This window comes from Rhizobium aouanii (assembly GCF_037002925.1).
Classification (GTDB): Bacteria; Pseudomonadota; Alphaproteobacteria; order Rhizobiales; family Rhizobiaceae; genus Rhizobium; species Rhizobium aouanii.
The window spans coordinates 28119-42424 of the sequence record NZ_JBAMYD010000019.1; the positions used below are offsets into that span (position 1 = coordinate 28119).

Consider the following 14306-nt stretch of genomic DNA (forward strand, 5'->3'; position numbering starts at 1 on the left):
CATGGTCTTTCCTATTTGTCGAGGATGGTCTTGCGGGTGCTGATCGTGCGGCCGCCGTCGGGAGAGAAGAGATAGAGTTCGTTGGCGTCGAGCTTCAGCGCCACGTTCTGGTCGGCGGCAAAAGGCGCGACGTAACTCAGCTGCACCGTGATGTTGCCGGTGCCGCTTTCCGAGGCGATGGTCCTGAGATTGCCGGCGTCGACATAGAGAATGGTTTCGCGCCCGAGATGCTCGACCAGTCGGACGTGACCGTTGATCGCCCCGCCCTGCGCCCCGTCGGCGACCATCGATATGTTTTCCGGCCTCACACCAAGCGTCAGGCTGGCGCCCTTCGCCAGCACCGTCGCCTCCGCCAGTTCCACCGTCACCGGCACGAGGCCCGGTGCGGAGACCGTGACATTGCGGCCGGACACCTCGTCGACGGTAACGCCGAGGAAGTTCATCCGTGGGGCACCGAGAAAGCCTGCGACGAAGAGATTGTCCGGGTTGCGGTAGAGTTCGAGCGGCGAGCCGACCTGCTCGATCACCCCCTGGTTCAAGACGACGATGCGGCTTGCCATGGTCATGGCCTCCACCTGGTCGTGGGTGACATAGACCATGGTGGCGCCGAGCTCGGCGTGCAGGCTGCTGAGCTCGACACGCATCTGGGTTCGAAGTGCCGCATCGAGGTTCGACAGCGGCTCGTCGAAGAGGAAGACGTCGGGCGAACGGGTGATGGCCCGGCCGATCGCCACACGCTGCCGCTGCCCGCCGGAGAGCTGCTTCGGCCGCTTCTCCAACTGGTCGGTGATCCTCAGGATCTTGGCTGCGCGCGTCACCGCCGCCTCGATCTCGGCCTTCGGGCGCTTGGCCATGCGCAAACCGAAGCCCATGTTCTCCGCCACCGTCATATGCGGATAGAGCGCGTAGGACTGGAAGACCATGGCGATGCCGCGATCTCCTGGCTCCTGTTTGCTGACGTCGCGGCCGTTGATCAGGATCTGGCCGGAGGAGATCTCCTCCAGGCCGGCGATCGTCTTCAGAAGCGTGGACTTGCCGCAGCCGGAGGGGCCGACCATGACGATGAACTCGCCTTGCGCGACGGAAAGATCGATGCCGCGCAGCGCGTGATAGGCGCCGTAATTCTTGTTGATCTGTCGGAGTTCGAGACTGGTCATGCGTCCTGGCTCTCTGCTGTTGAAATCGGAACTTCCAAGGGCCTGTTGTCGAGATCGCTCATCCCTTCACCGCTCCCATCGTCAGGCCGGCGATGAAGTGGCGCTGCATCAGGAAGAACATGACGACGGGCGGTACGGCGACGACGATGGTGCCGGCGGAAATCAGGTTCCAGGCCGAGACCCACTCGCCGCGAAGATTGGCAAGGCCGGCAGTCACAGGTTTGACGGAGTCGCTGACGGTCAGCACTACGGCCCAGAAGTAATCGTTCCAGATAAAGGTGAAGATCAGGATGGCGAGTGCGGCAAGTGCCGGCCGCACCAGCGGGATCGCCACATGCCATAGCGTCTGGAAGGGAGACGCCCCCTCGGCGCGCGCCGCCTGGAACAGCTCGTCGGGCAGTGCGGCGATGAAATTGCGCATGAACAGCGTCGCAAAGCCGGTCTGGAAGGCCACATGGAAGATGATCAGCGCCGCCGTCGTATCGATCAGGTCGAGCCGGACCATCAGGTCGCGCACCGGGATCATCATGATCTGGTGCGGCAGGAAATTGCCGCCGACGAACAGCGCGAAGATCAGCATGTTGCCGGGAAAGCGATAGCGCGACAGCACGTAGCCGGCGAGTGTGGAGAGCACCAGTACGCCGATCACCGAGGGAATGGTGATTGTCAGGCTGTTGAGGAAGTAGCGGGCCATCGGCGTCTGCGTGAAGACATCAGTATAATTGTCGATGACGCCGATGCCGGTCGGCCATCCCCACAGATTGCCGCCCATCACATCCTCGGTCGAACGGAACGAGGTGAGGATGATCGCAAACAGCGGGCAGAGCCAGAGCAGCAGGACGATGACGACGGCAAGCACGTAGAGACGGCGCTGCCAGACGGCGGCATCGGGAATGGGACGAGGATACATCAGCCTCCCCTTTCTTCGGTATGGATGATGCGGCTGAGGTACCAGACGATGAACACCGCCATGATCACGAACAGCACCGAGGCGATCGCCGCGCCGTAACCGAAGCGGTAGGAGAAGATCGACTGCTCGAACATCTGGTAGGCGAGAACCGAGGACGAACCGAACGGGCCGCCGTTCGTCATCACCGACACCATGTCGAAGGACCTGAGTGCCCCGACGACGGTGACTGCAATGGCGATAAAAGTGACCTGGGTCAGTTGCGGCAGCACGATGTGCCACAACATGTTCCAGCCCCTCGCTCCATCGACGCGCCCTGCCCCGATCAGCTCTTCACTCAAATTGTTGAGGCCGGCGAGATAAAGCACCATGCAGAAGGTGATCTGCGGCCAAAGCGCGGCAATCACGATGGCGAAAGTGACGAAATGTTCGTCGGAGAGAACCGCGGGCGCCGTCGCCCCGAACGCCCTGAAGATCAGTGCGAGCAACCCGAACTCCGGCGTATAGACCCATGTGAAGACGACGCCGACCGTCACTGAGGCAAGCACCAGCGGAATGAAGAACAGCGACTTCAGGAAGCGCATGCCGCGGATTTTCTGGTTGACCAGCAACGCGATGGCGAGCCCGAGAGGTGGTGCTGCCATGAACATCACCAGCCAGATCAGGTTGTTCTTCAGCGACACGTAGAATTGCGGATCGTTGTAAAGCTCAACGTAATTGCCGAAGCCGATCCACACCATCGGGCCGAAGCCATCCCAGTCGTGCAGGCTGATCCAGAGGCTTCTGACGGCCGACAGCAGGATGACCGTGAAGAATAACAATATCGCCGGCGCGATGAGTAAAGTCGGGGTGAGCCACCAGCGCTGGCGGCGCCATAACATCAACATATCAGGAGCCTCATTTACGACAAAAGCAAGCGGCGACCCGCCCCTCATCCGGCTGCCGCCACCTTCTCCCCGTAAACGGGGCGAAGGGGATATGCGGCAACCTCTCGGTTCCCCAGCAGCCTCTCGTATGGCACGTCCCCTCGCCCCGTTTACGGGGGTCCGAGGACGGGTCGAGACGAGTGGCTCGGCCCCGGTAGGTTAGGGTGAGGGGCAGCCTCAGGCGAAGAACCAGGCGTGGGCCGGCACCCGCCCCTTAAATCTTGTAGATGCGCTTACGCGTGCCTTCGAGGCGCGTCAGGATCGCCTTGCGTCGGTCGGGCTTGGCCATGAACTCCTGGAAGCCGACGAGGCCTGCCTGCGCCATGTCGGGGTCGCTGTCGCGGTCGTAATATTGCGACGTGCCCTGCACCGTCTTCATCGTCTCGACGGCGACATTGACGAGCGGATCCTTGCTCGGCGGAAGATCGCTGCGTGGCGGCACGTTGCCGCCCGGCTCCAGATAGGCCGAAAGATTCTCCGGCTTGTAGAAATAGGCGAGGAATTCGCGTGCGCCCTGCTTGTTCTTGGCCTTGGCGGGAATGTGGATCGAATTGACCGAGAACTCCTCGAAGTGGCCCATCTTGGCGTCGAGCACCGGGAAGGTCGCATAGGAGAGCTGCGGCAGATCTTCGGCGGTGAAAGCCGAGCGCAGGAAAGCGCCGAGGTTCATCATGCCGGCCTTCTTCTGCGCCAGCAGCGCCGCCGCCTCCTGCCAGCCGAAGGACGTATGGTTCTCCGTGAAGAACCCCTTCGAAATCATCGCCTCCCACTGGTCGAAAACCGCCGTCAGCGCGGGATCGAGATAGCTCATCTCGCCGTTCATCAGCGCCATATGCTTGTCGAGGCCGTTGATGCGCAGGTTCATCTGATCGAACCAGCCGGCCGCCGGCCACAATTCCTTGGTGCCGATCGCGACCGGCGTGATGCCCGCGGCCTTGCACTTGTCGCCATAAGCCATGAATTCTTCGGCCGTCTTCGGCACGGTCAGGCCATGCTGTTCGAACACATCCTTGCGGTAGAACATGCCCCAGAGCGTGCCGCCTGTGGGAAGGCCATATTGCTTGCCCTCGTCGGTGACGGCGCCGGCTGTGGCACCCAGCACGTCCTTGTATTTCTCCTTCTCGAAAAGGTCGGAGATGTCGTCAAACAGGCCGCGCTTGACGAAGGCGCGCATGCGGTTGCCCGAAAACCAGGAGCAAATGTCAGGCGCGCCGGCGACGAGATAGTTGCGAATGGCCGTCTTGTGGGCCTCGTGGTCCATATTGTTGATGACGACGTTGACGCCGGCTTCCTTGCTGAAGCCTGCGGCAATCGCCTTCAGCGCTTCGAGCGCGGCGCCATTGTTTTCGGCCGAGATCATCGTGACCTCTTGGGCCTGCGCGATCGCAGGGATCGGAAAACTGCCGGTGACCGCAGCGGCAGACACCATGCCCGCACCCTTCAGGAAGCTCCTGCGGGTGGTCGACGGAAATTGCTTTGAGAATGCCATTGAATTCCTCCCAGTTGATCAATCGACACCGCCTGGTCCAAGCGGCCTCCTCCACGAAGCGCTCGATCAGGCATTCAACGCTGCGATCCGCCCGCGATCCGGGCGTATAATCCGCCTGGCTGAGTTGATCGGCGGCCAAACTTATGCATATATCGAACCAGCCCGCAATAATTAATTTACAAAATTAAGGAATGTATCGTGAAGCTGAAAGGCGACCAGACCACGGCGAGAGCCATGAACCGACGCCTCATCCTCAACCTCCTCCGTCGCGAGGGGCCGAGGAGCCGCGCCGATATCGCCACCGTCATCGGCTTGAGCCCGGCCGCCGTCACCTTCGTCGTCGCCGACCTTTTGGAAGAAGGTATCGTCATCGAAGGGAAGACCGTGCCCGGCCTTACCGGGCGGCGCCCGATCCCGGTGGATATCAATTACGAGCACGCGCTCGCCGTCGGCTTTAAACTCATGGTCGATTCGGTGGAGTGCGTGGCAACCGACCTTGCCACCAACCCCGTCGCCGCCATGCGCGTCGGCCTCGACGGCCACGATCCGGATTACATCGCCGATCTATTGGCGGGCACGGTGCCCGAACTGGTGAAGCTCGCCGGGCGGCCGAAGGCGCGGCTTGCCGGCATCGGCATCTCGATGCCCGGCGTCATCAACCACGAACAGACGGCCTGCGTGCGCAGCTACCGATTCAAATGGGACAATGTTTCCCTCGCCTCACTGGTCGCTGCCCGCGTCCACGTGCCGGTCTGGCTGGAAGACGACACCAACGCCTATGCCATTGCCCAGCAGCTCTTCGGGCTCGGCCGGCAGCATCGCAACATGGCGGTTCTGGCCGTCGGCGTCGGCATCAGCTGCGCGCTTGTCATCGACGGCAAGCTCTATCGCGGCGCCAATGGTGCGGCCGGCAAATTCGGCCACACGCTCTACGAGGAGAACGGCCGGCTCTGCGAATGCGGCAAGCGCGGCTGCCTGATGGCCTATCACTCGGAAGCCTCGATGCTGAGACGCTGGCGGGAGGAGACAGGCCGCGAGCAACTGGGGCTGCCGGAACTGACGGCTGCGCTCGCATCAGGCGATGCCACCGCTCTCGCCCTCGTTGCCAATTCCGGCCGCGCCCTCGGCACCGCCCTTGCCAATCTCGTCAACATTACCGATCCCGAAGTCATCGTCGCCGGCGGCGAAGCCGTCTCCCTCGGCGACCCTTTCCTGACGCCGCTGCGCGAAGCCCTCGCCGCCCGGACCTTCCGAACCGCCCCGCCCCTCTTGCCCGACTGGGAGGACAATTCCTGGGCCCGAGGTGCCGCAGCCCTGGTGACGCAGAAGATATTCGACTTCGAATCCTCCGGCGGCATCACGGACATTGCCAATCTTACCGGCGTCAGACCCGTGGACTCATCGTCGGCCGCCTAATTCAGGCAATGGCGTCACCCACGTTCCTGTGCCTGTCACAGGAATCCAATCACGGCGCGTCCGCGCCGTGATTGACTCTGCTGCAGGAACAAGTCTCCCGCGCCCAGGGACCTGGGCGCACTGGATCTCTGTGACGAGCACAGAGATGAGGGAGATTGGGTTGGCGTTCTCGCCAACCCCGCATCGCCTCTAAATAGGACCACGTCAGAGCAGCCTTACGACCGATCGCGCCGCAGATACACTGGCTTACAAAAATGCGGGTTTGCCGACACATCCCTGGTTCAATCATCGACTTAAATCCCGATGCGGCCAACCGGTCGGAAATGGTCAATTCAGGAAGGATGACGACATGAAAAAGATCCAGGCTATCGCCCTCGCCCTTGTTCTCGGCGGCGCAGCAACAGCACATGCAGAACAACCGATACAGCGCACCGATCTCATCAAGAGCGATATCGATGTGCCCGGCCACGAGGTCGTTCAGGTGCGCGTCGATTTGGCTCCAGGTGTTCTCGCCCCCAATCACTCGCATCCCGGCGAGGAAGTCGCCTTCGTCATCGAGGGAACCCTGGAATATCAACTCGAGGGCAGAAAGCCCGTTACCCTAAACGCCGGCCAATCCCTGTTCATCCCCTCGGGTGTCGTTCACTCAGCGAAGAACGTCGGCAACGGCAAGGCGTCGGAATTGGCAACCTACATCGTTCGCAAAGGGGCGCCGCTCGTCGTGCCCGCCAAGTGAGCCATTCGTAGAAATTTCCGTCCGGATCGGGGCTGCCGCGGCAGGGATCCTCGGATCAAGTTTCCGCCCTCGCATGGCAACTCCCTTCGCCCCGTTCACGGAGAGAGGGTTCGCGCGAAAGGCGCGCCCGAGCCGAATGGCGACGGACAGCCACGCCGCTTGCGGGGGAGCCGCCGTTTCGCCCTTGCGGTCGCCTTCCATTCACGGCAGCATGTCCGTGCCCTCAATCATCTGAACCTCTCACATCAGGAGGATTACCATGGCAACGTCGGAGCGCCCCTCCTTTGTCGTCCACTGGAGCAAGATCGAACGGCCAGACGACTCGCATTATGACGATGACGACGAGTTGATGAGCATCGGCGCGCCTTTCGGACGCTATTTCGGCCTGGCGAAATTGGGCATTCATCACGAGCGCTTGCCGCCCGGCCGGCGTACATCTTTTCCGCATGCCGAAAGCGCCGAGGAAGAATTCGTCTACGTTCTCGAAGGCGCGCCCGACGTCTGGCTCGATGGCCATCTCCATCGGCTGAAGCCCGGCGACGCCGTCGGATTTCCTGCCGGCACCGGGATCGCTCATAGTTTCCTCAACAACACGCAAGCCGAAGTGCACCTCCTCGTCGTCGGCGAGCGCCACAAGACCGAAAACCGCATTTTCTACCCGCTCCACCCTCACCGCCGACCGCTGCATAATGATTGGTGGGATGACCATCCCACTCACGCCCTCGGTCCGCACGATGGAATGCCGGACCTGGTGCGGGAAGCAAAGGACCGAGGAAGCAGCGAATAGATCAGCCAGGCCGATAGCCGGCCGCAATGGCCGCTTCGCGCAAAGCGGAGACCAACGCTTGCTTGAGCTTCGACAGTTATCAACTCGCGCCAGCCAACCGCAACAGCTCGTCATTTTCGTTTGCAACGCCTTCCGTCAGCCGGGCGGCGGCAATCGGGGGAAGCCAGGCCAGAATGCCGCCGACCTCCGCCCCGGTGACCGAGGCGTAAGCTTCGACATAGCCCATCGCCCGGTCCGGCATCGCATGGTGCAACAGCACGTATGTTCGGCAGACATCGGCCAGGGGATTGCCACAGCAGGCGTCGAGCCAGTCGACGATCATGAACCCCTGCCCTGAGCCGTGGATATTCCAGGGGTGAAAATCGCCGTGACACACCCTGTCGCCATCCGGAAGCGAATCGAGTTCCAACAGGAGCCGCTTTCTGGACGCGGCATCCAAGCCCTCGGCTCGCCGGATCCTGGCAGAAAGCCTGGCCATGAGAGACGGCAACCCGTCGCCGGGTTTTTCGTGAAGTCTTCGATGCAGTTGGGCCATGTCTTCAAGCGGCGCGCTTCCTGCCGTCGAGACGAATTGGTCGGCAAAACAGGAGCTGGGCGCGCGATCCATCAACACGCCCCAGCGCCCATCGAATTCACCGACCGCGTGAACCTTTGGCGCCGGCAGCGCAAGCCTCTCAAGGATCGACAGGTTCGCGGCCTCCCTGAATGACGACGCCTTGGAGGCGGCTCGCCTGTACAGCTTCAGCGCCAAGGCGCCATATTCGAAGACCTCGGCCTCTTTGCCCGAACCAAGGATCCGACCGATTTCGGTCATTGCAGAGCCTCAATTTCTGATTTCAGCAAGATTGCATGGTGATCTCGCGAGAAATGCCGCGATCACTGCCATCGCAGTTTGCCACGGTCGGCCAAAACAGGTGAGCGAAATTGTCGAGGCAGCACCTGCAGGTGGCACAGTTGGCCAGCGGCTATAGCTTTCGGAGAGATGCTGGGCCGCTTGCGTGAGTTTACCGCCACGCTGCAGGATAGCGTTGGACTGGCCGCCTCGGCCAAAGTCCCGTCATTTGCATAGTCAGGCTGGTTGGATAAACTCCACGCTCGGGACCACTATCCAGGAGGGACAGTTCGTGATTTGGCTCATCGTGTTGCCCTTCGCAGGAGTCTTTATCGCCGCCTTGATCATGAAGCGAGGGATCAGACTTTGGATATCCATCGCAATCGCGAGCTTAGCAATATTGGTTGGGGTGATCTGCCTACACACCTTCGCCGTCGAGCCAAGCTGTCGGATTGATGAACAGGAATGTGTGGGAGCGACGGCGATTGCGTGGCTCATAGCCTTTATTTGGAGTGCTCCATGTGTTGGATTCCTCCTTAAACTTATCGGCCAAATTCGTGAGGGTAATGTCGCCGATGAAAACCGCCATCATATTCGACTGTGAATTTCTTTGCCTGGAAGGCTCACAACGCAGATTTTGGTGCGCGGCCCACGATCCCGATCCTGTCATTGCGCAGATAGGAGCAGTCAAGCTCAGCCTGGAAAGCGAGTTTCCGATCCTCGATACTTATAAATCCTACGTCCGGCCCATCGATCGCTTCGGTAAGAGGTATCCGCTCGATCCTTATTTCACCAATCTGACCGGCATCGCCGAAGAGGATATCGACGCCCATGGCGTGGCGTTGAAGGATGCCCTTTCCGGCGTCGACAGCTTCTCGGGCGGCGCGCGGTTTTGGTCGTGGGGCAAGGACGAGCTGAACATGTTGGCCATCAGTTGCTATGTCGCCGGCATTCAGCCTTCCATCCCGGCCCGCCGCTTCGACAACGCAGTCAAGCTCCTCGTCGCTGCGGGCATGCCGATCGAGGATTTGGCGAAGACGCCCAGCAACAAACTGGCCGACTATTACCAGATCGAACATCCTCCATTGCGGGGGCATGACGGGCTCGACGACGCTCTGTCAATATCATACACCCTGCAGCATCTGATGAAGATCGGGAAATTGCGGCCCGAGGTTTTCGACCGAATATGAGGACACGGAGAACTTCATGATCCTCCCTACCGTGCAAACCTCCGGGCACCGGCCACACACAGGATGACGGCAACCGTTACGGCGAGCATGGCAGAGGTCACGGGCTCGTGCAGCAGGGTTGCGGCGAGCGCCAGACCGAAGAACGGCTGCAGCAGCTGCAGTTGGCCGACCGCCGCGATGCCGCCCTGCGATAAGCCGCGATACCAGAAGATGAAGCCGATCAGCATGGAAAACAGCGAGACATAGGCAAGGCCGAGCAGCGCCGGCGCTTCGATGCCGGAGAAGGTTGCCGGTCGATGGAAAAGCGCGACTGCGACCGTCACCGGCAGCGACAGCACCAGCGCCCAGGAAATCACCTGCCACCCGCCGAGCGTGCGCGAAAGCCTGCCGCCTTCGGCATAGCCGAGGCCGCAAACGATGACCGCCGCCAGCATCAGCAGATCGCCGACCGGCGAGGCCGACAGGCCCTGTGTCAATGCGAATCCCGCCACCAGCGCGCTGCCGAGAACGGAAAACAGCCAGAATGCCGGCTTCGGCCGTTCTCCACCACGGATCACGCCGAAGATCGCCGTTGCGAGCGGCAGCAGGCCGATGAAGACGATCGAATGGGCTGACGTGACATGTTGCAGCGCCAACGCCGTCAGCAGGGGAAAGCCGACCACGACACCGAGCGCGACGACCGCCAGGGAGAGGATATCACCTCGGCTCGGCCGCTTCTCTCTGAAAGCAATCAGCAGGCCGAGCGCGAGAAAGCCGGCGATCGCCGCGCGCGCCACGGTGAGGAAAACCGGATCGAACTGCATCACCGCCACGCGCGTCGCCGGCAGCGATCCGCTGAAGATCACCACACCGATAAAACCATTGATCCATCCCGATGCCATGCGGTCCATTATGCACTCCTTCATTGCTAACCCTTATCGGCCAACAGCGATGGTCATAACAGTCACAGTCTGATACGATTTTGCGAAACTGTAATGGTGCAGAAAGCAATACAGATGAACGACGGACGCACACGCGTCGAGATCGTCGTCGCGACGATTAGGCAGCGCATCGCCGGGCGCAGCCTGACACCGGGCGCAAGGCTGCCTTCCGTCCGGGGGCTGGCTGCGACGTTGAAGCTCTCGACTTCGACCGTCGTCGACGCTTACGAACGCTTGGTCGCCGAAGGCGCGATCCTGGCGAGACCAGGCTCGGGATTCTACGTCGCCAACCAGGCAGCGCCCTTTGCGCTTGCCGAGGCCGGGCCGAAGCTCGACCGCGCGGTCGATCCGTTTTGGATATCGCGGCAATCGCTGGAGGCCGGCGAAGCCGACCTGAAGCCCGGCTGCGGCTGGCTGCCGCCCTCCTGGCTGCCGGGAGACGGCATGCGCCGCGGGCTCAGAACGCTTGCCCGCGCCGACGGGCCGGCGCTCGCCGATTACGGCTCGCCGCTCGGCTTGCCGCAACTGCGCCAGCTGATTTCGCGGCGGATGGGTGAACGGGGGATCGAAGCCTCCCCGGATCAAATCATGCTTGCCGATTCCGGCACGCAGGCAATCGATCTGCTCTGCCGCTTCCTGCTGGAACCCGGCGACACGGTGCTGGTCGACGATCCCTGCTATTTCAATTTCCATGCGCTGCTGCGCGCCCATCGGGCAAAGATCGTCGGCGTGCCCTACACCGCGTCCGGTCCCGATATCGATCTGTTTGCACAAGTCGTCGCCGATGAGCGTCCACGGCTCTACATCACCAACTCCGCCATCCACAATCCGACCGGCGCAACCTTGTCTCCGGTTACGGCGCACAGGGTTCTAAAACTCGCCGACCAGATCGACCTGACTATCATCGAGGACGATATCTTTGCCGATTTCGAGCACACGCCGGCACCCCGCCTTGCCGCCTTCGACGGGCTCGAGCGGGTCATCCACATCGGCAGCTTCTCGAAAACCCTGTCGGCCGCGGCCCGCTGCGGTTTCGTCGTGGCGAAGCCGGAGTGGATCGACGGCCTGACAGACCTCAAGATCGCCACCTCCTTCGGCGGCGGCCGGCTGACGGCGGAACTGGTGCTGAACGTCTTGAGCGACGGCAGCTATCGCAAACACATGGAGACGCTGAGACACCGGCTCTCCCGGGCAATGAGCGAGGTGTCGGCCAAGCTGAAGAATCTCGGCATAACGCCCTGGCTGGAGCCCCAAGCCGGAATGTTCCTCTGGTGCCGGCTGCCCGACGGCATCGATGCGGCGAATGTGGCGCGCGCCGCCTTGGACAGGAGGATCGTTCTGGCTCCCGGAAACGCATTCAGCCTGTCGCAATCGGCAACGAATTTCATGCGCTTCAATGTATCTCAGACACTCGATCCAAGGGTGTTCGAGGTGTTGGGCGACATCCTGCCAGGAAAACGATAATGGAAGGTGGGCCGTCGCGGAATGAGCGCCCACTTCTCGCGGCGTCCAACCCCTCTTATGAGGGCGGCATCCACCAACGCTGACTGTTTAGGAGCGGTCACCAACGCCCCTCATCCTGAGGCGCGTAGCCCGGAGGGCGAAGCCTCGAAGGACACGCCGCAACGCAGCTCCTCGCATGCATCCACGCCGGCGCGCCCGCCTCGCCCTTCGAGGCCCCTGCGGGGCACCTCAGGATGAGGCTCTCTTGGGTGCCGCCCAACCATCAGAACGACCGGTGAACCGCCTTGTCATTGGCAAGACGCGTCACGCAGCCTTCGAGCTTGGCGAGCAGCAGATCGAAGTCGAGCGGCTTCGTCAGATAGTCCGCCGCTCCGCCGCGAAGGCCGGCCAGCGTATTTTCCCGGTCGGTCAGCGCCGTCAGCAGGATGAAGGGAATATTGGAGAGCTCGGGATGATTGATCTGGATTTCGGCCAGAAGCTGGTGCCCGTCCATCACAGGCATCGAAATGTCGCTGATGACGATATCGGGCCACTTCGACAGGATCATTTCCAGCCCCTCGGCGCCGTTGGAAGCCTCGAGCGTCTTGTAGCCGGCTTCGCTCAACTCTTCGACGAGCAGGTTCCGGATCTCGACTTCGTCTTCTATGCACAGAACGGTAACCATGGGCTCTTCCTTAAGCTGCGACTTGTTGATCCGACAATAGAAACTCTATTGGCAGAAGAATGGTGAATGTTGTGCCTTTGCCGAGTTCGCTCGTCACCTCGACGGTGCCGCCATGCAGTTCGATGACCTGCTTGACGACGTTGAGGCCGATGCCCGTTCCGGCAATGCCCGTGGCGCTGCGGGCACGGTAATAGGGCTGGAACAGCTTCGGCAGATCCTCCGCATCCATGCCGATGCCGCTGTCGGAAATGGCGACCTCCACCGTCTTCTCATCGGCCCGGGCGCGAAGATGAATGTCAGGCGCGTTGGGCGAATATTTGACGGCGTTCGAAATCAGGTTGGTGAAGACCTGTTCCATCGCGCTGCGGTCGAACGTCAAGACATCCGGTATGGGCTCAAGATCGAGATGGAACACATGCGTGCGGCTGAGATGGCGCTGCCTGTCGCAGCAGGTGACGAGCAGGGCTTTTAGATCGCCTTCGCTCCGCTTCAGTGTGATCTGTCCGGTTTCGAGCCGGCCGTTGGCGAGAATACTCTCCATCAGATCGACCATGCGCACGACCGCGCTTCGGATCACGCCGGCTTTTTCGTGAACGTAATCGCCGCTGACGTTGGTCGTCGAGCGGCAGAGCCGCTGGGCAGCGGCGTCGATGATGGCGAGCGGCGTGCGAAACTCGTGCGAAGCCATGGCGACGAACTGGCGCTGGAGCGCATTCACCTGACGTTCGTGCACCAGCAGGCGATCCAGTTCCTCTCTCTGCCTTTCGATCTCGGCGGTTCGGTCGGCCACCATCTCTTCCAGATGGTTGCGGTGGTGGGTGAGCTGCGCCTGGCTGTCCAGCAGGGTCACCGAGGTGCGATGCAGACCCCGTCCGAGCCAGAAGACGACGGCAATCAGCAGCGCCAGGCAGCCAAGTCCCGCCGGCGCAATCTGCTGAAGCAGCATAAATCCGGGCAGGATAGGCGGCCACACGAGATAGCCGATCGTGCCGCCGTCATGGGACGGCACTGGCACCTGCGCCCGCTCGTCCTCCCCTTTCGAAGGCGCGAAACGCAATCCTTCGAGCCGCGCGTAATGGGCGATGCTTTCGGCAGCTTTTCCATCGATGAACTTGACCGAGATGGCGATGAACTCCTGGCCCGCCTCGATCTGCATCCGGGTCGAACTCGGCAGAATAGGACGCGCGCTGGCAATTGCCGGCCGGTTGCCGATCATGATCGTCCGAACCGCGGCCAGTTGCCCGAGCGCTTCGGCGCCGGGTTTTGCAGCCGGCTCGACGAGAACGGCGCGCATCTCCCCGGCGAGAGCGGTCACTTCTCGGCCATCGTCGTCACCGAGCCGCGGCGGCACGGCATCCGCGCCGTCACGGAACGCAAACATCAGCCGATTGGTATCGTCGAAGATATAGGTCCTGTCATGCCCGAAATACCGGCTCGTCCACCGGCCGACATTGTCGAGCAGCCATTCATGGTTTCGCTGCTTGGCATAGAGGAAGGCATCATCCCATTTGGTGACGCTTTCCTGCTCCCGGGGAAGTGCCGCGATCTGCTCTTCCAATCCTTGGCCGACGAAGTCGGCCTGTCGGCGCAACGAGAGATCGTCGACCTTCACCGCGGCGAGCCACGCAAATCCGCACAGCAACACAGCCGCGGCGCAGGTGAGCGTCACCAAGACGAATGTAATGTGGGATGTGAGCCCGACCTTCAATACCTGCAACCTTTTGATGGCGCCCGCTGTCGAGAAATTGACACGCAAAGGTTGACGGACCGTGAATTATGCGCTCCCGTGCGGGTCTGCGGCAGGTCTCCGATAGGCAT

The 14306-nt window shown here is 61.6% G+C and carries 13 protein-coding genes; 5 read left to right on the plus strand and 8 right to left on the minus strand.

Annotation, left to right across the window (positions count from 1 at the left end; translation table 11 throughout):
• Positions 1 to 11: 11 nt before the first annotated feature.
• The 4 genes from V8P77_RS28100 to V8P77_RS28115 form a co-directional block, all read right to left on the minus strand.
• The gene (locus V8P77_RS28100) at positions 12 to 1157 is read right to left on the minus strand and encodes an ABC transporter ATP-binding protein (protein ID WP_335915340.1); all 1146 of its coding nucleotides are present in this window, start codon (positions 1155 to 1157) and stop codon (positions 12 to 14) included.
• Between the two features lie 58 nt (positions 1158 to 1215).
• The gene (locus V8P77_RS28105) at positions 1216 to 2067 is read right to left on the minus strand and encodes a carbohydrate ABC transporter permease (RefSeq protein ID WP_003541045.1); all 852 of its coding nucleotides are present in this window, start codon (positions 2065 to 2067) and stop codon (positions 1216 to 1218) included.
• On the minus strand, positions 2067 to 2951 hold the full coding sequence (locus tag V8P77_RS28110; RefSeq protein WP_335915344.1) for a carbohydrate ABC transporter permease: 885 nt from the start codon (positions 2949 to 2951) through the stop codon (positions 2067 to 2069). The genes V8P77_RS28105 and V8P77_RS28110 overlap by 1 nt, the downstream gene beginning before the upstream one ends.
• Positions 2952 to 3204: 253 nt before the next feature.
• Positions 3205 to 4479, minus strand: a complete 1275-nt coding sequence (locus V8P77_RS28115; protein ID WP_335915345.1) for an ABC transporter substrate-binding protein — start codon at positions 4477 to 4479, stop codon at positions 3205 to 3207.
• Between the two features lie 198 nt (positions 4480 to 4677).
• On the opposite strand from V8P77_RS28115, the gene V8P77_RS28120 reads away from it, so the two are divergent.
• The 3 genes from V8P77_RS28120 to V8P77_RS28130 all read left to right on the plus strand — a co-directional run bounded on the left by V8P77_RS28120 (position 4678) and on the right by V8P77_RS28130 (position 7418).
• Positions 4678 to 5895, plus strand: coding sequence for an ROK family protein (locus V8P77_RS28120; protein WP_335915347.1), 1218 nt, complete (start codon positions 4678 to 4680; stop codon positions 5893 to 5895).
• Between the two features lie 349 nt (positions 5896 to 6244).
• Positions 6245 to 6631, plus strand: coding sequence for a cupin domain-containing protein (locus tag V8P77_RS28125; protein WP_168288168.1), 387 nt, complete (start codon positions 6245 to 6247; stop codon positions 6629 to 6631).
• A 259-nt stretch (positions 6632 to 6890) separates the two neighbouring features.
• Positions 6891 to 7418, plus strand: coding sequence for a cupin domain-containing protein (locus V8P77_RS28130; protein WP_335915348.1), 528 nt, complete (start codon positions 6891 to 6893; stop codon positions 7416 to 7418).
• A 79-nt stretch (positions 7419 to 7497) separates the two neighbouring features.
• Here the strand turns inward: V8P77_RS28130 and V8P77_RS28135 are convergent, their stop codons facing one another.
• Complete coding sequence (locus V8P77_RS28135; RefSeq protein ID WP_335915349.1) at positions 7498 to 8232, minus strand: phosphotransferase family protein; 735 nt, start codon at positions 8230 to 8232, stop codon at positions 7498 to 7500.
• A 593-nt stretch (positions 8233 to 8825) separates the two neighbouring features.
• Between V8P77_RS28135 and V8P77_RS28140 the strand changes: the two genes are divergently transcribed.
• Complete coding sequence (locus tag V8P77_RS28140) at positions 8826 to 9440, plus strand: 3'-5' exonuclease (RefSeq protein WP_335915478.1); 615 nt, start codon at positions 8826 to 8828, stop codon at positions 9438 to 9440.
• Positions 9441 to 9466: 26 nt separating this feature from the next.
• Here the strand turns inward: V8P77_RS28140 and V8P77_RS28145 are convergent, their stop codons facing one another.
• Positions 9467 to 10330, minus strand: a complete 864-nt coding sequence (locus V8P77_RS28145) for a DMT family transporter (protein WP_335915351.1) — start codon at positions 10328 to 10330, stop codon at positions 9467 to 9469.
• 84 nt (positions 10331 to 10414) lie between these two features.
• Between V8P77_RS28145 and V8P77_RS28150 the strand changes: the two genes are divergently transcribed.
• The gene (locus tag V8P77_RS28150; RefSeq protein ID WP_335915352.1) at positions 10415 to 11824 is read left to right on the plus strand and encodes an aminotransferase-like domain-containing protein; all 1410 of its coding nucleotides are present in this window, start codon (positions 10415 to 10417) and stop codon (positions 11822 to 11824) included.
• Positions 11825 to 12086: 262 nt separating this feature from the next.
• Here V8P77_RS28150 and V8P77_RS28155 read toward each other — a convergent pair whose 3' ends face one another.
• Complete coding sequence (locus V8P77_RS28155) at positions 12087 to 12488, minus strand: response regulator (protein WP_003560657.1); 402 nt, start codon at positions 12486 to 12488, stop codon at positions 12087 to 12089.
• 10 nt (positions 12489 to 12498) lie between these two features.
• Positions 12499 to 14244: a sensor histidine kinase gene (locus tag V8P77_RS28160; RefSeq protein WP_335915364.1), complete on the minus strand. Its 1746-nt coding sequence runs from the start codon at positions 14242 to 14244 to the stop codon at positions 12499 to 12501.
• Between the last annotated feature and the right edge of the window lie 62 nt (positions 14245 to 14306).